The sequence below is a fragment of the Deinococcus aetherius genome (genome assembly GCF_025997855.1).
Taxonomy (GTDB): Bacteria; Deinococcota; Deinococci; order Deinococcales; family Deinococcaceae; genus Deinococcus; species Deinococcus aetherius.
Genome location: NZ_AP026560.1, coordinates 953,141 through 971,664, shown reverse-complemented (window position 1 = coordinate 971,664; position 18,524 = coordinate 953,141). Strand labels below are relative to the sequence as shown.

The window sequence follows — 18,524 nt, the reverse complement described above, 5'->3', positions numbered from 1 at the left end:
CCCCATACTGTCCCGGTGAACCCCGCCGAATTCGCCGCCAAGTGGCGCGTGCTGGCCCCCAGAGTGAGTGAGAGGGCCGGGTATTCCGAGCACTACCGGGACGTGACGGCCCTGTTGGGCGAGTCCACCCCCAGCAGCGACCTGACCGGGGACAGCTACGCCTTTGAGAAACACGTCAAAAAGGCGGGCACCGGGGAGACGGGCTTTGCCGACGTGTTCCTGCGCGATCATTTCGTGTGGGAGTACAAAGCCGGCGGGAAAAGCCTCGGCAAGGCCCTCCAGCAAGCTCTGCTGTACGCCCGCGAGCTGGGCAACCCGCCGCTGCTGGTTGTCAGCGACTTCCAGGTCATCGAGATCCACACCAACTTCACCGCCAGCAGTCCCCGGACCATCCGCATTACGCTGGACGACATTGAGCGCGACGCGCCGGTCAGCGGGGACCTCACCGCGCTGTCCGCCCTGCGCGCCCTGTTCCGGGACCTCAGCAAGCTCGACCCCCGCCAGCTCCGCGAGCGCGTTACCCAGGACGCCACCGCCCGCATTGGGCAGGTCGCGCAGGCCCTCACCACGCGGGGCACCGCCCAGGTGGAGGCCGCCCACTTCCTGATGCGCCTGGTCTTCGCTATGTTCAGTGAGGACGTGGGCCTGCTGCCACGCGGGCTGCTAACCAAGGTGCTCAAGCGCGCCCGCGAGCACCCGGAGCGCAGCCAGGGGTACTTCCAGGAGCTGTTCACGGCCATGCAGCACGGCGGGGAGTTCTGGGGAGAGGACGTGCCCCACATCAACGGCGGCCTGTACGAGGACGGCTTTGCCCTCCCCATCACCCGTGAGGACGCGGACGCCCTGCTGGCCGCCTCCACCCTGGACTGGTCGCAGGTGGAGCCCGCCATCTTTGGCTCGCTTTTCGAGGCCAGTTTGGACGCGGCGACGCGCAGCAAGCGCGGCGCGCACTACACCGCCGTCCGCGACATCGTGCGGGTGACGGACCCGGTGCTCATGCAACCCCTCCGGCGGGAGTGGGAGGCCGTGAAGGCGCAGGCAGAAGCCCTGAGCAAGAAGCGCGGGGGCAAGCTGGCCGCCCTGGAGGCCGTGCAAGCCTTCCACACCCGGTTAAGTCAGGTGACAGTGCTCGACCCGGCCTGCGGCAGCGGCAACTTTCTGGTCGTGGCCCTGGGGCAGCTCCTGGACCTGGAGCAGGAGGTCCGCTCCCTGGGCTTTGAGCTAGGGGCTGGACCCTTTGCCATGCCGCCCCTGGTGCACCCCCGGCAGCTCCGGGGCATCGAGGTGGAAGCCTTTGCCCATGAGCTGGCCAGCGTCTCCGTCTGGATCGCGCATCTTCAATACCAAGCCGCCCACGGCTCGCACTGGGAGACGCCCGTCCTCCAGCGGCTGGACAACATCCAGCGCCGGGACGCCCTGCTGAACCCGGACGGCACGGAAGCGGCGTGGCCAGAGGTGGAGTTTATTGTAGGCAACCCCCCATTTTTGGGGGAGAAGAAGCAGGGGCCTGCGCTGGGGCTGCCCTACGTGGGGCAGCTCCGCAAGGCGTACCAGGGGCGCGTCCCCGCTAGCAGCGACCTCGTCTGCTACTGGTTCGAGAAGGCCCGCGCCTCCGTCGAGTACGGCCCCACACGCCGGGCGGGCCTGATCAGCACCAACAGCATCAACATGCCCGGCAACCGCCGCGTGCTGGAGCGCATCAATGACGCGGGGGCCATCTTCCGCGCGTGGCCCAACCTGCCCTGGTTGCAGGACGGGGCCGCCGTGCGGGTGGCCGCCGTGTGTTTTGACGACGGCAGCGAGACGGAGCGCGTCCTGGGCCACCTGGAGGCGGAAGGCACCCCGGCGGAGCGGGAAGTCCTGACGCCCGTCCCCGCTATCCACGCCAACCTCTCCGCCGGAGCAGATGTGACCAGCGCGGCGCGCCTCCCGGAGAACGCGGGACTGAGCTTCCAGGGCGTGAAGCTGGCCGGAGCCTTTGATCTGCCCGGCACCACGGCCCGCGCCTGGCTGACCCTGCCCAACCCGGACGGGGCGGACAACGCGGATGTGCTGCGGCCCCTGCTCAACGGCGACGACCTCGTGGACGTGCGCGGGGACACCTGGGTGATCGACTTTGCCAGCCGCACGGAGGAGGAAGCCGCCCGCTACCTCGTGCCCTTTGCCCATGTGGTCGAGCATGTGAAGCCCGTCCGGGCCAACAACAACCGGAAGTCCAGGCGGGAGCGCTACTGGCAGCTTGGGGAAGTGATGCCCGCCATGCGCCGCGCTCTAGCCCCCCTCTCCCGCTACCTCGCCACCTCCATCGTCGCCAAGCACCGGGCCTTCGTGTGGTGTGAGGCGCGGGACCTCCCCTCCGGGCGGCTGGTGGTGGTGGCCAGTAACCAGGACTGGATGTACGGGGTGCTGAACAGCCGCGTGCACGTCCTGTGGGCCAACGCCAACTCCAGCACACACGGCAAGGGCAATGACCTGACCTACACCTCGACCACCTGCTTTGAGACGTTCCCCCTCCCGGAGTGGACGCCCACTGCCCAGACCTGTGTGGCGGAGGCCGCCCGGTTCCTGGAGACGGCACGGACGGCCATGAAGGCGCAGGGACACACCCTCACGGGGATGCTGAATGCCCTCTCTGAGGTCCAGGACAGCACTTCCCCGGCTTACACCCTCAAGCTGGCCCAGGAGCGGCTTGATGAGGCTATGGCTACCGCCTACGACTGGGAGTGGCCCCTGCCGGAAGCGGAGGTGCTGGCGCGCCTGCTGGCGCTGAACGGGGAGCGGGCTCAGCCTAGAGAGGCAGTGACGGCGTGAGAGCATAAGAACTATGGCTGGTCATCTCCACTCTGCTTAAGGCAAAGCTCATCCTCAGTGTCTTTGAGTACCGCCATACTCTCGGGCAGCGGTCCTGGCACTTCCTTAAAAACAAACCTTTACTGATTTGTTGAAAATGCATTAAAGACACTGTTATCACTGAATTACAAAGGAGACTAAGATGATCAACCTGATGTTAACAAGCCTGCTTGCGCTTGTATTGATGGTCATCTTGCTGTTATATGGAGCCGCTCTTTACCCAAACCCTAAAGATTTTTTGCCTTTCGCAATGAATGTAGCTATGCTGTTTGCGGGTGTTGAAGCTGTGTTATTTGCTATAAAAGCATACCAATTGGCAAAGCCGGGCTATGATAAGGCTATTAGTGATCTCGATGAACTTCGTCGTCAGGGTGAGCGGAAGAATATTCTAATTGAAGCCTCGATAGATGCTTTTTCGGTTATCTACTCCGGCTCACCATTCATGATAATCTCTCTCCGTGGGCCTCTGAATGAAGAAATTGAACTTGAGGAGGCAAGAGTAGAAATTCACATCACACGCTTTCACTACAATATGGATGAATCTTATATTGGTTATGTTGATATCGGCACTAGCAGCAAAACGGAGATTTTGGAATTGAAGCATCCTATGATTGTCGGGCCAACTGAGCACCATCCTGGTCAAATTTATCTGGCTGTCGTGCGGGCGCCTCAGACCTTTGGCGATAGTCAACCACCACGTTATAGTGAAGAAATTGAGGTTACGGTATATGCCAAAGTCTCAAATGGCGTGCGACACGACATCGTTTCTCGTAGGGGTATTGTTAAGTGTTACGACGATGGGCGGCTTGATCTATCCGAGCGGCAAGGAACACTATATCAGGGCGTCTATGCCGTTGATGAGTCACTAAACGGCTACATGGAACGATCTAATTCACCCTCAAATTCCGAGCCTATCGTAGCTATTAACACTCATCGTTACATCCGTTTGGGAGAACCTGTAGTTGACTTATATTTGGAAAACTTGAGCTTTGATCCGGTGACCGTTATATCATGCCAAATTTCTGAAACCTGGCCGGATGGCAGTTGCCGTACCCACAAGCTTAGACACGAGCATATTTTGCTACCTCATCAGGGGCCGACTCTGGTTGCCGTACTACAAGGACCTCCACGCACAGAAGTTCGTATCCAGGCGAGCTTCTCTAACGGCAGGCGAACCGCATCCGTGGACCGTTACGGTGTGTGCGACGTTACTCAGTCAGTGAACTATTTTGAATGGGAGGCCGACGCCCATACGGCAAACCGCGAGCTTAGGGGTCAATTACAGCTATTCCAGTATATGGAAATGACCAATACCCCGCCTATTAAAAAAGCGGATTCTTGAATTAAATCTCAAATTTAAGCTCAAATACAAACGTGCATATCAACCAACTATTGTTAGCATCAGGAGCACTACCAAGCTCCTTCCAAGTTGGGTAGATGTGGGGACCTGACGCCCTGTTCCGTCTCCAGGCCGTTGCGGCGCGCGGCGTGGAAGCAGACGCCCCCGCGCAAGCTGCTCCTAGCCTGAAGTGTGCAGGGGGACAAGCTCGCGCCTGTCCCCCTTCCTTCACTCCTCCCAGTGGTGCCGCTTCCTGGGCCGATCCCGGTATTTTTCTGCCCGGCACAGACCACAGCTACAGACGGTGTTGTTCTTGCTGGCCTGTCCACAGGCCTTGTAGCGCCAACCCCAGATGCGGTTGGGGGGCCACTCCTTCACATAGGCCCGGCGGAGACGGCGGCGGATGATGCGTTGGCGGTGGTGGCGAACGATGGCGCGTGAGTGCCGTTTCTGAATACTTTCACCCCGCGTCACGGGGCGAATTGGGTTGGTCAGACCCTACCGAGGCTGTTCAAGCTGCCAGCCCGCGACGCAGGGAGCGCCGCTCCATCAGGAGACATGCCATGCCTTCAGGATACGCCGGAAGACCGCCACGGCCAGCGCCCTAGGCGACAGGCCATCCCGCCTATCCCACCTGGAGGACTTCCGAGCTACCGTAACCAGCAGCAGCCCAGCACCAAGTCACGTTCTGAAGCCGCTTGGGGCGGTTGCCCAAGGAGAAGGATGCCGAGTTACCTGTGTGTCATTGAGGGGCCAACCGATGAAGTGCCCAACTGGGGCGGCTACACCGTCGACCTCAGGGTCAGCACCACGGGGCAAAGCCGTGACGAGGTGCTCCAGCTCCTTCAAGAAGGGATGGCCCTTCACATCGAGTGGTTGCAGGAGGACGGCGTGGAGGTGCCTGCCCCAACAACCACGGAGGCCGAGCACCGGGCGGCGCTGGAAGCGGATGAAGACCCAGAGATCAGCAACCTTAACGGCGTCGAGTTCCTGATGCTTAAGCCCATTTCCCCGACCCCAGAGAACCATGACCATCAGCCATGACACCCTCTTCAGGGTTTGGGAAGCCGCCTCTGAAGCGGTTGACGGTCTGCTTGCTCCCATTGAGACGGAAGAGCGGCACGCCGCTGCTCTGCACCTGTTGGAGGCCGTGTGGGAGGCCAAGGCGGAGCACCCGAAGTTGGGCAGCCTGCTGGGCCTGCTCTCCGGGCACATCGCTGCCTATGAGGAGGCGGTTTCCCCCATGCCCGCCTCCCCACCGTACCGCCTCCTCGCCTTCCTGATGGAGCAGCAAGCTGTCACCGTAGTCGCCCTGGCGCAGGCCACGGGCATCGACCGTGAGGAGCTGGGCCGCCTGCTCTCCGGTGGGCAGGAACTCACCCTGGCGCAGGTACGCGCGCTGGCGGAACACCTGCACGTCAGCCCGGCAGTCTTCCTGTAGGGACCGATGAGCCGTCTTAACGCTCCCACGCATCAAGCCAGCTTGATTCCACACCTACAATGACCCCGTGACCGCCCTGGCCATCCCCAGTGTGCTTGACCAGCTCAAGGCCCTTTCCCACGAAATCCGCTACGCCCTGGTGCAGCACCTCGCGCAGGGTGAGCGCTGCGTCTGTGACCTGGAGGCCCTGCTGGAACTGCCCCAGTCTAAGGTGTCCTACCACCTCGGCATCCTGCGCGACGCCGAGCTCGTCACGTCTGAGCAGCGGGGCAAGAACACCTACTACACCCTGCGCCAGGACCAACTCTTTCAGTTGGGTGGGGCACTGTTGACCGAGATTTTCGCGGGCGGGGCGCACTTGACCCATCAAACAAAATCCATATGCTGAGGGCGTGACCCGCGTTCTAATCTTGTGCACCCACAACAGCGCCCGCTCCCAGATGGCAGAAGCCCTCACCCGTGAGGCCGCCCGGAAGGCGGGCCTCGACCTGGAGGTGCACTCCGCCGGGACGGAGGCCACGCGGGTGAAGGACGACGCCAGGGCGGTCATGGCGGAGATCGGCCTGAGCCTGGACGGCCACAGCAGCAAGACGCTGGACGACGTGCCGGACCCGCAGAACTTCGACTACGTGGTGACGGTGTGTGACAGCGCGGCGGAAGCCTGCCCGGTCTACCCCGGCAGGACCACCCGCCTCCACTACCCCTTCGTGGACCCCAGTGGGGGCAGCCTGGACCGCTGGCGGGCCGTGCGGGACCAGCTCGCGGAGCAGTTCACCGCCCTCGTGCAGGCCCTTGAGATGGGGCAGCCCGTGCCGCCCTCCTATGAGGACAGCCCTGCCGTCCGCGTGGCCTGAAATGACGCCTCTGCTATCGCGGGCGCTGCTCGCGGAGGGTCTGGGCACCTTTGCCCTGGTGTTCTTCGGCCCCGGAGCGGCGGTCGTGCAGGCGCAGACGGGCGCGCTGGGACACCTGGGGGTGGCCGCCGTGTTCGGCCTGACGGTCACCGCCGTCATCGCCGCGCTGGCCCCCATCAGCGGCGCGCATATCAACCCGGCGGCCACCTTTGCCCTGGCCCTCGCCGGGCGCTTCCCCCGGCGGCGGGTGCTGCCCTACCTGGGCGCGCAGCTCCTGGGAGCCACCCTGGCCGCGTTCACCCTCCTCGCGTTGTTTGGACGGGAGGGCCACCTGGGCGTGACGGTGCCCGCCGGGTCCTGGGCGCGGGCCCTGGCGCTGGAAACCCTGCTGACCTTCTTCCTCCTCCTGGTGGCCCTGCGCTCCGGCCTACCGTGGGCGGTCGGCGGTGTGGTGGCCCTGGAGGCAGTGATGGGCGGCCCCATCACCGGGGCGAGCATGAACCCGGCCCGCTCCTTTGGCCCGGCCCTGGCCAGCGGGATTTGGACGGCGCACTGGGTGTACTGGGTAGCCCCGCTGCTGGGCGCGGCCCTGGCTGTCGCCACCAACCACGTCCTAAGCCCGGCGCAGCCCCTGGAGGCCCAGCCCGGTCGCGCGCAGGAGTTCAGGCCGGAAGGAGAGCCAATATGACGGACCCTCAGACCCCCAACCCTGCCTCCCGTCCCCCCAGCGTCCTGTTTATCTGCACGGGCAACACCGCCCGCTCGCAGATGGCGCAGGTACTCCTAGAACACCACGCGGGTGAACGGTTCCGGGTGCAGTCCGCTGGTCTGGAACCGGGCGAGATCAACCCGCTCACCCTGAAGGTGCTGAAGGAGCGGGGTCTGCCCACCGGGCATCTCCTGGCCAAGGGGGTCCGGCCCCTCCTCGGGGAGCACTTCACCTACGTGGTGACGGTGTGTGACCGGGCGGAGGCCAACTGCCCCATCTTCCCCCACACGTCCTACCGCCTGTCCTGGGCCTTCGATGACCCCGCCGCTGCCCAGGGCGACGAGGAGGAGCGCCTGGCCGTCTTCCGCCAGGTGCGGGGCGAGATCGAGGACAGGATTCAGGACTGGCTCCGCCAGCAGGCGTGAAGGGCAGGCCCGGCAACCGCCTCCGACCCCCTCTCAAACGTTGCTGTTGACAACGAGTTAACCCGCGCGTACAGTCAGGCCATGACCGTTGTGTATGACAACAAACCGGAGGAGGCTACCCAGGCGGGAGCCCTTCTCCGCACGGTGACACGGCTGTTCGGCGAGCTGCAACAGCGCAACTTCGCCTGCTGCGACGTGCAGTCCGCCACCCAGTGCGTCATTCTCACCACCCTGGGGCGGGAGGGCGACCAGACCCTCTCCGCCCTGACCCGCGCCCTCAACCTGGACAAGGCGTGGCTGAGCCGCAGCACGGATGACCTCGTGGAACAGGGCCTCCTCGTCAAGACGCCCCACCCCGGCGACCGCCGCGCCCTGCTGCTGCGGTTAACCGACGCCGGGCAGACCGCCGCCCGTGACCTCGACGCGCAGCTCAACGCCCAGTCCGCCCGCGTGCTGGCCCGCCTGCCGGAGGAGGACCGGGCCGCCACACTCCGGCTCCTCACCAGCCTGGGTGCCGCGCTCCAGGCGGAGCTGGACGGGGAGGCGGGATGCGGATGCTGACGCGTCCGGCGACCCCCACCGACCTGCCCCGCATTGAGGAGCTGCTGAACACCCTGAGCCTACCCGTGGCGGGAGTGGCCGACCACCTGGAAGACCTGCGGCTGGCGGAGGACGGTTCCTCCCTCCTCGGCCTGGCGGGTCTGGAACGGTACGGGCAGGTCGGCCTCCTGCGTTCTGTAGCCGTCATACCCGCCGCCCAGGGGCAGGGGGTGGCCGCCGGGCTGGTCCGCGAGGTGCTCGACCAGGCCCGTGCCATGTGCCTGGGGGAGGTCTACCTGCTCACCACCACTGCCGCGACCTACTTCCCGCGCCTGGGCTTCACGGAAGTGCCCCGCGCCAGCGCCCCCGCCGCCCTGCTGGCCTCCCGCGAGTTCCAGGACGCCTGCCCCCAGACCGCCACCCTGATGCACCTGCCCCTGAAGGAGCCTGCCATGACCCAGACGATCCCCGGCCTGCCAGACCACACGACCACCTTCGACCTGCTGAAGATGCTGCGCGCGGAGCCGCAGCGCCCGCTGGAGTTCCACCTGAACGGGGAGTTGCTCGTGCCTGCTGGCTACCACGTCACGGAGGTCAAGGCCGTCAGCATCGAGTCGATGGACTGCGGCGGCAAGGCGAACGCCTGGCGGGAGACGATCATTCAGCTCATGGACGGTTCCGCACAGGAGGCGGAAGCCGGGTTCATGACCAACCGCAAGTTCCTGGCCATCTACGACCGCGTGGCCGGGCGCGTCCCCGTCTCCAGCCAGGCCGAGGTGCGCTTTGAGTACGGGAACAGCGCCCTGCCTGCCATGCAGTACCACGTTGCCGGGCTGGAAGTCCTCCCGGATCGCCTTCAGGTCCACCTGCGGACGCCCGGCGTGCAGTGCAAGGCTTCGGACGCCTGCGGCACCCCCGCCACGGACGCCAGCGCCTCCTGCGCCCCGGAGAGCGGCTGCTGCACGCCCGCCGCCCCGGATCTCATCACCCTCGGCTGATGCCCGCCCTGTCCGCGTCCACACGTCCCCTCGTGTGGACGTTGGCCTTGCTGAGCACCGTCAGCTACGGGGCCTTGTACTACGCCCAGCCCCTCCTCGCGGTGGCCGCCGAGCACGCCCTGGGGTGGAGCCGGGTGCAGACGGGCCTGGCCTTCACGCTGGCCCTGCTGGTGACGGCCTTCATCGCCCCAGTGGTGGGGCGCGCTCTGGACGCGCGGGGAGGGCGGACGCTGCTCAGCGGGGGGGCCTTCCTGGGTGCCCTGGCGCTGCTCACGCTGGCCCTGACCTCCAGCTACCCGCTGTTCATCACCGGGTGGCTGCTGGGCGGGGTCGCCATGAGCCTGACCTTCTACGAGGCGGTGTTCACCGTGCTGGGGCAGCAGGTGCAGGGGGCGGCCCGCACGCGGGCGACCCTCACCATCACGCTGATCGCCGGGCTGGCCAGCACCATCTTTGTGCCCCTGACGACCGCCCTGCTGGAGGGGGGCGGCCCGCGCGTGGCGCTCGTGAGCCTGGCCGCTCTGCTGTTGGGCGTCGGGGCGCTGACCTGGCGGGTGCTGCCGGACGGAGGGGCAGGGACACCCCGAGGAGAACGCCCGCCCTTCAGACCGGACGCCCGCCTGGTCCGGCTCACGGTGGCCTTCACCCTCGCGCGGGTGGTGACGGTGGGGGTAGGCTTGCAGCTCGCGCCGCTTCTGCTGGCCGCAGGCTACGCCCCGGCCCTGGCTGCCAGCCTCACGGGACTGGCGGGCCTGGCCGCGCTGCCGGGGCGCGCCCTGGTTGTGCCGCTGCTCGCGCGGCTGGGGCCGCTGCCGCTGACCGTGTTCCTGTTGGCGCAGCTCGCCCTCTCCGCCCTGCTCCTGCGCTGCACGGGCGCACGCACCATGGTGGTGACGGGCATCATCGCGTTTGGGCTGGCCAGCGGCGCGCTGACCCTGGCCCGCGCGGAGCTGCTGGCTCAGCACCACACCCCCCAGGACTTCGGTGCGGCTAACGGCTGGATGGCGCGGCTGGTGAACCTAGCGCAGGCCCTCACGCCGCTGGGGGTCGGCCTGCTGTTCACCTGGACGGGGGGGTATGGCGGCTCGCTGCTCCTGATGACCGGGCTGGGCGGTGGGGCGGCCCTGACGCTGCTGGGAGCGGCACGCGGCAGCGCCCGCCCACAGGCGACCACCGTGAAGACGCGGGGTTGAGGCAGACTTGCCGCTCCCAGAGATGTTTGGGATGGAGAGCGGCGTTTAGGCGCTCCCTTAGCGTCGCAAGTTAGGGCTTGAGCAAACCTCAGCCTGTAACGCCGCTGGATAACACGAGCAGTTGGGCAAGGGCTGGAAGAAAGGGCGCCAACACAGTCATGTGGTCGGCGGCAATCTCCATAAATTTGACATAAGTCGTGGTGAAGGTAGGCTGTCCCTGTGCGGCGCGCATATCAGCCAACTGCTGCTTAAGTTCCCCAAGTTCAGCCGCATCAGATACCACTCCAACCAGCGCTTCCTCAACTTTTTTAAAGAGGTCTGCCGGGTCTATACCAACCACATTGTGAGAGTAATCGGTGGAGTGGATGTTGACCCGAGTGTTGGAACCATGAAGATTGTAGGTCACGCTGTATGGCATTGGAGTGGATTTAGGCTTGGCAACGTTAGTAATTCTCAAGGTGTAATGTCCCGGTACAACGTCCAACGCTGCAACGTATTCCACGTCATCGATTTGGAATGTTTCTACACGTCCAGACGGCAGACGTCGCTCCAGCATGTCGCCCTCCTGGAAGTCGACGTCCTCACGGAAAAATATTACTTTCCCCTTACTGATACCCGTAGTCCGAAGGCCCTCTACCACCGTTCCGTCCTGCTTGAGCAGCTTCAGGGATTCACGTTCAAATTCCGCAAAAGGGTTGATCATACCCGATGATACGCAGAAAACGTAACTAAGGCAACACATTATGCAGGCGGTCCATTTCGGTGATTTATGTTCTCGGGCCGGGGGCTCACTCCTACTTCCTCAGGCATAATGCGTTTTATGCCTGATGTTCCACCAGCCGTCAAAGGGTCCGACCTCGCCCTCTACCGGGGTGATCTCCTTGCCCTCACCCGGGAGTGGACTGCCCTCCATGATGACGAGCTGAGGCGCCGGGCTGTCAAGGCGGCGGGAGAAAAGGACGTGGCTGCCCTGGTCAGCCTCACCACCGCCTATCTCAGCCACGCGGGGGGCTCCGGCGTCCTCACCAGCCCGCATACGGTCGCTGCCTACCAGCGGGGTGTCCGGCAGTTCCTGGAGTGGGCCACGGGGCAGGCCGTGAACCTCCTGCGACCCGGTCGACACGACGGGCAGGGCTACGTGAACACCCTGCTGGCTGCCGGGCGCGCTCCGTCCGGGGTGTCACAGCGGGTGGCCGCCGCCGCTGCCCTCTACCGGGCGCTGCGCTGGGCGGGGGCGTGTGAAGCTACCCCCTTCCAGGACGTGAAGGTGCCCAAGGACAAGACGCCTGGCATCGTGAAGCGCCCCCCGTACACCGAGGACGAGCTTCACGACGTGCTCCGGGTGGCGGATACCCAGGCCCGCTTCCTCCTGCTCCTGACGGCCCACGGCGGCTTGCGGATCAGCGAGGCGCTGGCCCTGAGATGGGAGGAGCTGGACGAGGGCGCCCGGCGCATTCACGTCACCTCCGGCAAGGGGCGCAAGAGCCGCGTCGTGGCCATGAGCACGTCCCTGGCACGGGCGGTGCGGGACTACCGGGCGGAGTACGGCCCGGAGGGCACAGGGCATGCGGACGGCAACCGCACCACGGGCACCGACCGGGTGTTCCGCTTCTCGGACACGGAGACGGCCCGCTACCACCTCAAGAAGGCGTTCAAGGCAGCGGGAGTAAAGTTCCGGGGCTTCCACCCGGGGCGCAAGTATGCGGGCACGCGGCTCCTCAAGCAAGTGAAGGACTTCGGGCGGGTGGCCGCTCACCTGGGGCATGAGAGCGTGGACACCACACGGAAGGGGTATGCCGCCCTGGCTGTGGACGACCTTAAGGACGATCTGGCGGGCTGGTAGTCGTATCGGACGCGTACCGGAACGCCGCTTTACGCGAGCTTAACAGCACGCTCCTACCCTCAACGCTGAGGTGAACGACGTGCGAACAACTCTCCTGACCGCTCTGGCACTCAGCGTCATGCTCCCCCCTGCCCTGGCCCAGATGAACCACAGCGGGATGAACCACACGCTGCCCAGTGCTGGAACCCAGACCGCCGCAACTACGGACATGAGCGCCCTGGACAAGCTCACCGGCAAGGCATTCGACCGCGCCTTCCTCTCCATGATGGTCCCCCACCACCAGGCCGCCGTCGCCATGAGCCAGGTGGTGCTGGGCTCCAAGGATGCCCGGGTCAGGGGCTGGGCCACGGCCATCATCCGGGACCAGAACCGCGAGATCAGCCAGATGAACACGCTGCTGAGGGGGTACGGCGGTGTGGACCCTCAGATGGCCGGGATGATGAAGACCACGATGAGCAGCATGGCCGCTGAGGTGAAGCAGGCGGGGAACAAGGAACGGGCCTTTGTGAAGGGCATGCTGCCCCATCACGCCTCCGCCATCGACATGGCGACCCTCGCCTTGCAGAAGTCCCAGAACCAAGGCGTCCTGAAGCTCGCCCGGGATATCGTCCGTGCTCAGGCTCAGGAGATGTACGAGTTCCAGACCTACCCGCTGCGCTGACCCGCAGACCTGACCCTGCCTCACCCAGGAGGCAGGGCCTTGTGTTTCCCGTTTCCCGGCACACTGGAGGTCGCATGCCCAATGTCCTGATCGTGGACGATGACCCCGCCATCCTTGAAATCCTGCGTGCCTACCTCACTGCAGAAGGGCACACGGTCCTGGAGGCCACCGATGGGGCACGGGCGCGTGTCCTGCTACCCCGGGCGGACCTCGCCATCCTGGACTGGATGCTGCCTAGTGTGTCCGGCCTCGATCTGGCTCATGAGGCCCGCGCCGCCGGGCTAGACCTGCCCATCCTGATGCTGACGGCGCGCGGCGAGGAAGAGGACAAGCTGCGCGGCCTGAACATCGGCCTGGACGATTACGTGGTCAAACCCTTCAGCCCCCGGGAGGTCGTGGCGCGGGTGCGGGCGCTGCTGCGCCGGGTGGGCGTCCGGGATACCGTGACCGGCGGGGGGCTTCAACTGGACCTGCGTGCCCGCATCGCCCGTCTGGATGGGCAGCTCCTCGACCTCTCCAAGCTGGAGTACGACCTACTCTCTGCCCTCGCGCAGCATCCCGGCCTGGCCTGGACCCGCGAACGCCTTCTGGAACGGGTCTGGGGCAGCGACTTTCCCGGGACGGAGCGGGTGGTCGATGTCCACGTCACAGGTCTGCGCCGAAAGCTCGGGGATGACGCTGACCACCCCCGCTTCATTGAGACCGTGCGCGGGGTCGGCTACCGCTTCCGGGAAGCGCAGGATTAGGCCATGCGCTTCTTCCCGCGCCTGCTGCTCTCCCACCTGCTGGTGATCGGGCTGGCCCTGGGCGGCCTGTTCCTGTCCGCCGAGTGGATCGCGCCCGCCTTCTACCGCAGCCACGTTGAGCAGATGGTGCGCCTCCTCGGCCCGGAGGGGGCCAGCCTGCGCCCCGACCTGGAGATGGGCATGCGGATGACCCTCACCCGCGCCCTGCTGGCCTCCCTGCCGCTGGCCGTCCTGGTGGCGGCGGGCACGGCCCTGCTGTCCTCCCGGCGGGTGGTCCGGGGCGTGCAGCTCCTCCGGGAGGGGAGCCGCGACCTGGCGAGCGGGGAGTACGCCCGGCGTCTGCCGGAGGAAGGCCGCGACGAGCTGGCCGACTTGGCGCGCAACTTCAACCGTATGGCCGCCGCCCTGGAACGGGTGGAGCAGGGACGCGTCGAGCTGATCGGCAACGTCGCCCATGAGCTGAGGGCACCCCTGGCCGCCCTGCGGGGGTACGCGGACGCGATGACGGATGGGGTCATGTCGCCGGAACACGCCGCCCGTTCCCTCGTGCGTGAGGTGGGGGCGATGGAGCGTCTGGTGCGCGACCTCAGCCTGGTCTCTCGGGTGGAGGCCGGGGCGGTGGAGCTGCACCCGAGCGTCTTTGCCCCTAGTGCACTTCTGCTCGCCACTCAGGAGCGATTTGAGGACGCGTTTGCCGCCAAAGGCGTGACCCTGGAGGTTAGGCACGCTTCCAACCTTCCCGAAGTGCGCGCGGACCTGGAGCGGGCCTCACAGGTGCTTACCAACCTGCTGTCCAACGCCCTGCGTCACACGCCGGAGGGGGGACGGGTGGAGGTGGAGGCCGAACGGGCGAGCGTCTGCGTGCGCTTCCGCGTCACCGACACCGGAACGGGGATCGCCCCCGAGCACCTGGGGCGCATCTTTGAACGCTTCTACCGGGGGGACCCCGCGCGGAGCCGCCTGGACGGTGGGAGCGGTGTGGGGTTGACCATCGCCCGGGGGCTTACCGAGGGCATGGGTGGGCGGCTGGAGGTCGCCTCCCGGCCCGGGGAGGGCAGCACCTTCACGTTCACGCTGCCGTTGGCCTCGGTCCCCCCACCTTCCATGCCCAGAAGAGAGGCATCGGCCCAGCTTTGACAGGTGCCCCGCGCGGCGCCCTCCTACGGGTGCGTCCGCAGCCAGTCCCTGAAGTCATGCATCTCGTCGGCCTGAGCCATGATGATGCGCTGCGCCAAGCCCAGCACCTGCTCGCTCTGCCCGTTTTGCAGGGCGATGTTCGCCATGTCATTGGCGCCGCCGTGGTGGGGCAGCATCATCTCCAGGAACATTCGGTCGGGGTTCTGTGCCTGCGCCATCATCCCGCTCATGCCCGACATGGCCTGGCGCATCCGGTTCTGCCGCGCCGTGTCCACCCCACCCAGGCGGCGCAACTCGGCCTGCATCTCCGCGATCTCCCTCTGCTGGTCGTCGATAATGCCCTGCGCCCAGGCCCGGATCAGGGGATCACGCAGCCGGGGCAGGGCGGCCCGGCTCATGTCGATGGCGCTCTGGTGATGGGGGATCATCATGGAGAAGAACGCCCGGTCAAAGGCCGTGCCGGAGAGGTCCCGCAGGTCGTTCAGGAGCGGCTGCATCCGGGCGTGCATGTCCATGTTCATCTGCATGGTCATGGACATGCCGGACATGCTGCCCCCCGCGCTGCCACCCGCCTGGGCGGCACTCACGGGCAGGACCATGAGGGTCAGGGTCAGGATCACCTTGTTCATGCGGTCATGCTCCCCAAGAGCTGCTGGCAGGCTTGTTCACAACGGCGGCAGCTCTCCGCGCACACGCCGCAGTGGGCCATGTTCATATCGCGGGCGTGCATCTCGCACTCGTCCCCGCAAGCCTTGCAGGCGGCGAGGCACGCCTGAAGCTGGGCGCGCAGGACGTTCTGGTCCGGTTGGGTGAGCCGCGAGAGGACCCGCCCGGTGGTGCCGCACACGTCGGCGCAGTCGAGGTTGAGGCGGATGCAGTGGACGAGGTGCATCAGGTGCTCGCGCTCACCCAAGCAGGCATCTGCACAGGAGGTGCAGACGTTGGCGCACTCGAAGCAGGCGTCGATGCAGGCGGCCAGGGCGGCTTGATCGAAGACGCTGGCAGGGTTGGGGTGGGTCTGGAGCATCCGCTGGGTGTTTTGTGGCATGGCAAGGTCTCCCTGGGGCGTGGGCGGGCGGCAAAAGCGGCGAGTTTCCAGATGCAGCGGTGGGTGAACACCCGTGCCCGGTCAGCGTAGGCAGCGCTGTGTTCAGCTTGTGTAAAGCCCAGGCGACCCTCAAGGCGGGCTCAAGGACGAGGCCCAAGCCCGCCGGACGCTTTTACAAGAGCTGAACACACCCGCTCTACGTTGACCCCACAGCCTCACGGAGGTGAGAGGGGGAAACGATGACGCACCACGGACACGAGGGGCACCACCCACACGGCGCAGGCCAGGGGGTCCTGGAGGTGTCGTTCAAGAACTGCTTCGATGCCAGCGAATTTGCCGACCTGGAGGAGAACTTGGCCCGCGTTCCGGGTGTGACGGGCGTTCACCTGGACCGCACGCGCGGGGTCGCGCATCTGACTTACGACCCGGGGACAGTGATGGCGGAGAGCCTGAAGCACCACCTTCATGCCGCCGGGTACGCCTGTGACTGCGAGGACAGCTCTCCGTCCGCCGTCCAGCCGGGTCATCCCCAGGTTGGCCATGAACACCACGTCCTGCCCACGGCAGCACCGGGACAGACAGGGCACGCGCCGCACATCGGGATGGCAGCCGGTGAGCACGCTGCTCATGGCGGTGTTTCTGTGACGGGCGGCCACACCGGGCATGAGGTTCAGCCCGGGATGGGCCACGACGAGCACGCGGGTCACGGTGCGGAGATGGTGAACGACATGCTGCGGCGCTTCGTGGTGTCGCTGTTGCTCACCCTCCCCATCGTGCTGTTCTCCCCCATCGGGGAGAGCTTGGGCTTCCGTCTCGCCCCGCCCTTTGGCCTGAGCATGGGGTGGTTTGGCCTGATCCTGTCCACGCCCGTGGTGTGGTGGGGCGGTTGGCCGTTCATTAGTGCCGCCTGGCGGGCGTTGAGACGGGGCGAAGCCAACATGATGACCTTGATCGCCACCGGCATCCTGGTCTCGTACCTGTACTCGCTGTGGGCCACCCTCTTCCTGCGGACGGACGAGGTGTTCTTCGAGGCCGCCGCCATGCTCACGACCTTTTCCCTCGCCGGACACTGGCTGGAGATGCGCTCACGCTTCGCCACCGGACGAGCGGTCGAGGCTCTGCTGCGGTTGGCCCCCTCCACAGCCTGGATCATGCGGGGCGATCAGGAGGTTGAGCTGCCGCTGGAGCAGGTGGTCGTCGGGGACGAGATCGTGGTGCGCCCGGGGGACCGCGTGCCGGTGGACGGGGAAGTGCTGTCCGGCACCTCCTACGTGGACGAGAGCATGATTACTGGAGAGCCGGTGCCGGTGGGCAAGCGCGCGGGGGACCGGGTGACGGGCGGCACCGTCAACCAGAACGGGGCCTTCCACTTCCGGGCGACCGCCGTGGGTGCAGACACCGCCCTGAGCCGCATCGTGCAGATGGTGCAGAACGCGCAGGCGAGCAAGGCCCCGGCCCAGCGCCTCGCTGACCGAGCGGGGAAGTACCTGGTCTTCGTTGCCCTGGGCAGCGGGCTGATCGCCTTCCTGGTTTGGTCCTTCCTGGGGGCGGGAGTCGTGTTTGCCCTCACGGCGGCGGTCTCCGCCATCGTGATCGCCTGCCCGGACGCCCTGGCCCTCGCCACACCCACCGCCATCACCGTGGGTGTGGGCAAGGGGGCGCGGGAGGGGGTGCTGTTCAAGAACGCCACCGCGCTGGAGGCGACCGCCGGGGTGGACACCGTGATCTTTGATAAGACGGGCACGCTGACCGAAGGCCAGCCCGCCCTGACTGACCTCGTGCCCGCGCCGGGTGTGAGTGAAACCGAGCTGCTTCACCTGGCCGCCTCCGCCGATCAGCCCTCACAGCATCCCCTGGCAGAGGCCATCGTGCGCGGCGCGCGGGAGCAGGGCGTGGCTCTGAGCCGCGTGGAGGGTTTCGACTCTATCCCCGGTCAAGGAGTGCAGGCCCGGGTGGAGGGGCGCCGGGTCCTGATCGGCAACCGCAGGCTGATGGAGCAGGAGGGCATAGCGTTGGGGGAATCTGAGGCACAGGTCGAGCGCTTGGCGGGGGACGGCAAGACGGCCATGTTTGTCGCGGTGGAAGGACAGCTTGCGGGGATCGTCGCCGTGGCTGACCGGGTGCGGGTGTCCGCCGGGGAGGCCGTGCGGGCGCTTCACGGTCTGGGCGTGCGGACGGTGATGCTGACCGGGGACAACCGCCGCACGGCGGAAGCGGTGGCACGGCAACTGGGCCTGGATACGGTGATCGCAGATGTGCTGCCCGAGCAGAAGGCTGCCCAGGTGCAGGAGTTGCAGCACCAGGGCCGCCGGGTGGCGATGGTGGGGGACGGTGTGAACGACGCGCCCGCCCTGGCACAGGCGGAGGTCGGGGTCGCCATCGGGGCGGGGACCGATGTGGCGGTGGAGACGGCGGACGTGGTGCTGGTGAGAAGCGACCCGGCGGCGGTGCCTGTCAGCATTGCTCTGGCGCGGCAGGTGCAGGGCAAGATCAAGCAGAACCTTTTCTGGGCGGCGATCTACAACGTCCTCGCCATCCCCTTCGCGGCGGGCGTCCTGTATCCCGCCTACGGCGTCCTGCTGCGCCCGGAGTGGGCCGCCCTGCTGATGAGTGCCAGCACCGTCATCGTGACGGTCAATGCCCTGCTGCTCAACCGGCTGCGGTTTGGGCGACCTGGAATGGCTCCCGGAGCAGAGCAAGTCAGGCAGCTTACAAGTTGACCCAAGCCCAGCCCTAACCC

19 protein-coding genes are annotated in these 18,524 nt (G+C 66.2%); 16 read left to right on the top strand and 3 right to left on the bottom strand.

Annotated elements, in window-relative coordinates; all coding sequences use genetic code 11:
- The first annotated feature begins 15 nt into the window (after positions 1–15).
- The 11 genes from DAETH_RS05030 to DAETH_RS04980 all read left to right on the top strand — a co-directional run bounded on the left by DAETH_RS05030 (position 16) and on the right by DAETH_RS04980 (position 10,349).
- Complete coding sequence (locus tag DAETH_RS05030; RefSeq protein WP_264776823.1) at positions 16–2,811, top strand: class I SAM-dependent DNA methyltransferase; 2,796 nt, start codon at positions 16–18, stop codon at positions 2,809–2,811.
- A gap of 181 nt (positions 2,812–2,992) precedes the next feature.
- Positions 2,993–4,192 (top strand): hypothetical protein, encoded by a 1,200-nt coding sequence (locus tag DAETH_RS05025; RefSeq protein WP_264776822.1) that lies wholly within the window; start codon positions 2,993–2,995, stop codon positions 4,190–4,192.
- 720 nt (positions 4,193–4,912) lie between these two features.
- Positions 4,913–5,233 carry a type II toxin-antitoxin system HicB family antitoxin gene (locus DAETH_RS05020; RefSeq protein ID WP_264776821.1) on the top strand — a complete coding sequence of 107 codons (321 nt, stop codon included), beginning with the start codon at positions 4,913–4,915 and terminating at the stop codon, positions 5,231–5,233.
- Positions 5,217–5,630, top strand: a complete 414-nt coding sequence (locus DAETH_RS05015) for a helix-turn-helix domain-containing protein (protein WP_264776820.1) — start codon at positions 5,217–5,219, stop codon at positions 5,628–5,630. Before DAETH_RS05020 ends, DAETH_RS05015 begins: the two co-directional genes overlap by 17 nt.
- 67 nt (positions 5,631–5,697) lie before the next feature.
- Entirely contained in the window at positions 5,698–6,018 is a 321-nt protein-coding gene (locus tag DAETH_RS05010) for an ArsR/SmtB family transcription factor (RefSeq protein WP_264776819.1), read from the top strand.
- 4 nt (positions 6,019–6,022) lie between these two features.
- Positions 6,023–6,484 (top strand): arsenate reductase ArsC, encoded by a 462-nt coding sequence (locus DAETH_RS05005; RefSeq protein ID WP_264776818.1) that lies wholly within the window; start codon positions 6,023–6,025, stop codon positions 6,482–6,484.
- Between the two features lies 1 nt (position 6,485).
- Positions 6,486–7,172 (top strand): MIP/aquaporin family protein, encoded by a 687-nt coding sequence (locus DAETH_RS05000; protein WP_264776817.1) that lies wholly within the window; start codon positions 6,486–6,488, stop codon positions 7,170–7,172.
- The gene (locus DAETH_RS04995) at positions 7,169–7,618 is read left to right on the top strand and encodes an arsenate reductase ArsC (protein WP_264776816.1); all 450 of its coding nucleotides are present in this window, start codon (positions 7,169–7,171) and stop codon (positions 7,616–7,618) included. Before DAETH_RS05000 ends, DAETH_RS04995 begins: the two co-directional genes overlap by 4 nt.
- A gap of 81 nt (positions 7,619–7,699) precedes the next feature.
- Positions 7,700–8,179, top strand: coding sequence for a MarR family winged helix-turn-helix transcriptional regulator (locus DAETH_RS04990; protein WP_264776815.1), 480 nt, complete (start codon positions 7,700–7,702; stop codon positions 8,177–8,179).
- The gene (gene arsN2, locus DAETH_RS04985; RefSeq protein ID WP_264776814.1) at positions 8,167–9,156 is read left to right on the top strand and encodes an arsenic resistance N-acetyltransferase ArsN2; all 990 of its coding nucleotides are present in this window, start codon (positions 8,167–8,169) and stop codon (positions 9,154–9,156) included. The genes DAETH_RS04990 and arsN2 overlap by 13 nt, the downstream gene beginning before the upstream one ends.
- The gene (locus DAETH_RS04980; RefSeq protein ID WP_264776813.1) at positions 9,156–10,349 is read left to right on the top strand and encodes an MFS transporter; all 1,194 of its coding nucleotides are present in this window, start codon (positions 9,156–9,158) and stop codon (positions 10,347–10,349) included. Before arsN2 ends, DAETH_RS04980 begins: the two co-directional genes overlap by 1 nt.
- A gap of 88 nt (positions 10,350–10,437) precedes the next feature.
- On the opposite strand, the gene DAETH_RS04975 is transcribed toward DAETH_RS04980, so the two are convergent.
- Positions 10,438–11,052 carry a hypothetical protein gene (locus tag DAETH_RS04975; protein ID WP_264776812.1) on the bottom strand — a complete coding sequence of 205 codons (615 nt, stop codon included), beginning with the start codon at positions 11,050–11,052 and terminating at the stop codon, positions 10,438–10,440.
- Between the two features lie 117 nt (positions 11,053–11,169).
- On the opposite strand from DAETH_RS04975, the gene DAETH_RS04970 reads away from it, so the two are divergent.
- The 4 genes from DAETH_RS04970 to DAETH_RS04955 all read left to right on the top strand — a co-directional run bounded on the left by DAETH_RS04970 (position 11,170) and on the right by DAETH_RS04955 (position 14,736).
- Entirely contained in the window at positions 11,170–12,192 is a 1,023-nt protein-coding gene (locus tag DAETH_RS04970; RefSeq protein ID WP_264776811.1) for a tyrosine-type recombinase/integrase, read from the top strand.
- A 70-nt stretch (positions 12,193–12,262) separates the two neighbouring features.
- The gene (locus tag DAETH_RS04965; RefSeq protein WP_319993729.1) at positions 12,263–12,853 is read left to right on the top strand and encodes a DUF305 domain-containing protein; all 591 of its coding nucleotides are present in this window, start codon (positions 12,263–12,265) and stop codon (positions 12,851–12,853) included.
- Positions 12,854–12,927: 74 nt separating this feature from the next.
- Entirely contained in the window at positions 12,928–13,599 is a 672-nt protein-coding gene (locus tag DAETH_RS04960) for a winged helix-turn-helix domain-containing protein (protein ID WP_264776810.1), read from the top strand.
- A gap of 3 nt (positions 13,600–13,602) precedes the next feature.
- Positions 13,603–14,736: a sensor histidine kinase gene (locus DAETH_RS04955; RefSeq protein WP_264776809.1), complete on the top strand. Its 1,134-nt coding sequence runs from the start codon at positions 13,603–13,605 to the stop codon at positions 14,734–14,736.
- A 23-nt stretch (positions 14,737–14,759) separates the two neighbouring features.
- Here the strand turns inward: DAETH_RS04955 and DAETH_RS04950 are convergent, their stop codons facing one another.
- Positions 14,760–15,365: a DUF305 domain-containing protein gene (locus DAETH_RS04950; protein WP_264776808.1), complete on the bottom strand. Its 606-nt coding sequence runs from the start codon at positions 15,363–15,365 to the stop codon at positions 14,760–14,762.
- Positions 15,362–15,784, bottom strand: a complete 423-nt coding sequence (locus DAETH_RS04945) for a four-helix bundle copper-binding protein (RefSeq protein ID WP_264776807.1) — start codon at positions 15,782–15,784, stop codon at positions 15,362–15,364. Before DAETH_RS04945 ends, DAETH_RS04950 begins: the two co-directional genes overlap by 4 nt.
- Before the next feature lie 239 nt (positions 15,785–16,023).
- Between DAETH_RS04945 and DAETH_RS04940 the strand changes: the two genes are divergently transcribed.
- A complete protein-coding gene (locus tag DAETH_RS04940) occupies positions 16,024–18,504 on the top strand; it encodes a heavy metal translocating P-type ATPase (protein ID WP_264776806.1) in 2,481 nt (826 codons plus the stop codon).
- Positions 18,505–18,524: the final 20 nt, after the last annotated feature.

What these genes read in the sequence shown, in the direction of transcription:
- DAETH_RS05025 (WP_264776822.1), top strand. Translation starts at nt 2,993, where the DNA reads ATGATCAACCTGATGTTAACAAGCCTGCTTGCGCTTGTATTGATGGTC.
- DAETH_RS05020 (WP_264776821.1), top strand. Translation starts at nt 4,913, where the DNA reads ATGCCGAGTTACCTGTGTGTCATTGAGGGGCCAACCGATGAAGTGCCC.
- DAETH_RS05015 (WP_264776820.1), top strand. Translation starts at nt 5,217, where the DNA reads ATGACCATCAGCCATGACACCCTCTTCAGGGTTTGGGAAGCCGCCTCT.
- DAETH_RS05000 (WP_264776817.1), top strand. Translation starts at nt 6,486, where the DNA reads ATGACGCCTCTGCTATCGCGGGCGCTGCTCGCGGAGGGTCTGGGCACC.
- DAETH_RS04995 (WP_264776816.1), top strand. Translation starts at nt 7,169, where the DNA reads ATGACGGACCCTCAGACCCCCAACCCTGCCTCCCGTCCCCCCAGCGTC.
- DAETH_RS04990 (WP_264776815.1), top strand. Translation starts at nt 7,700, where the DNA reads ATGACCGTTGTGTATGACAACAAACCGGAGGAGGCTACCCAGGCGGGA.
- arsN2 (WP_264776814.1), top strand. Translation starts at nt 8,167, where the DNA reads ATGCGGATGCTGACGCGTCCGGCGACCCCCACCGACCTGCCCCGCATT.
- DAETH_RS04980 (WP_264776813.1), top strand. Translation starts at nt 9,156, where the DNA reads ATGCCCGCCCTGTCCGCGTCCACACGTCCCCTCGTGTGGACGTTGGCC.
- DAETH_RS04975 (WP_264776812.1), bottom strand. Translation starts at nt 11,052, where the DNA reads ATGATCAACCCTTTTGCGGAATTTGAACGTGAATCCCTGAAGCTGCTC.
- DAETH_RS04970 (WP_264776811.1), top strand. Translation starts at nt 11,170, where the DNA reads ATGCCTGATGTTCCACCAGCCGTCAAAGGGTCCGACCTCGCCCTCTAC.
- DAETH_RS04960 (WP_264776810.1), top strand. Translation starts at nt 12,928, where the DNA reads ATGCCCAATGTCCTGATCGTGGACGATGACCCCGCCATCCTTGAAATC.
- DAETH_RS04955 (WP_264776809.1), top strand. Translation starts at nt 13,603, where the DNA reads ATGCGCTTCTTCCCGCGCCTGCTGCTCTCCCACCTGCTGGTGATCGGG.
- DAETH_RS04950 (WP_264776808.1), bottom strand. Translation starts at nt 15,365, where the DNA reads ATGAACAAGGTGATCCTGACCCTGACCCTCATGGTCCTGCCCGTGAGT.
- DAETH_RS04945 (WP_264776807.1), bottom strand. Translation starts at nt 15,784, where the DNA reads ATGCCACAAAACACCCAGCGGATGCTCCAGACCCACCCCAACCCTGCC.
- DAETH_RS04940 (WP_264776806.1), top strand. Translation starts at nt 16,024, where the DNA reads ATGACGCACCACGGACACGAGGGGCACCACCCACACGGCGCAGGCCAG.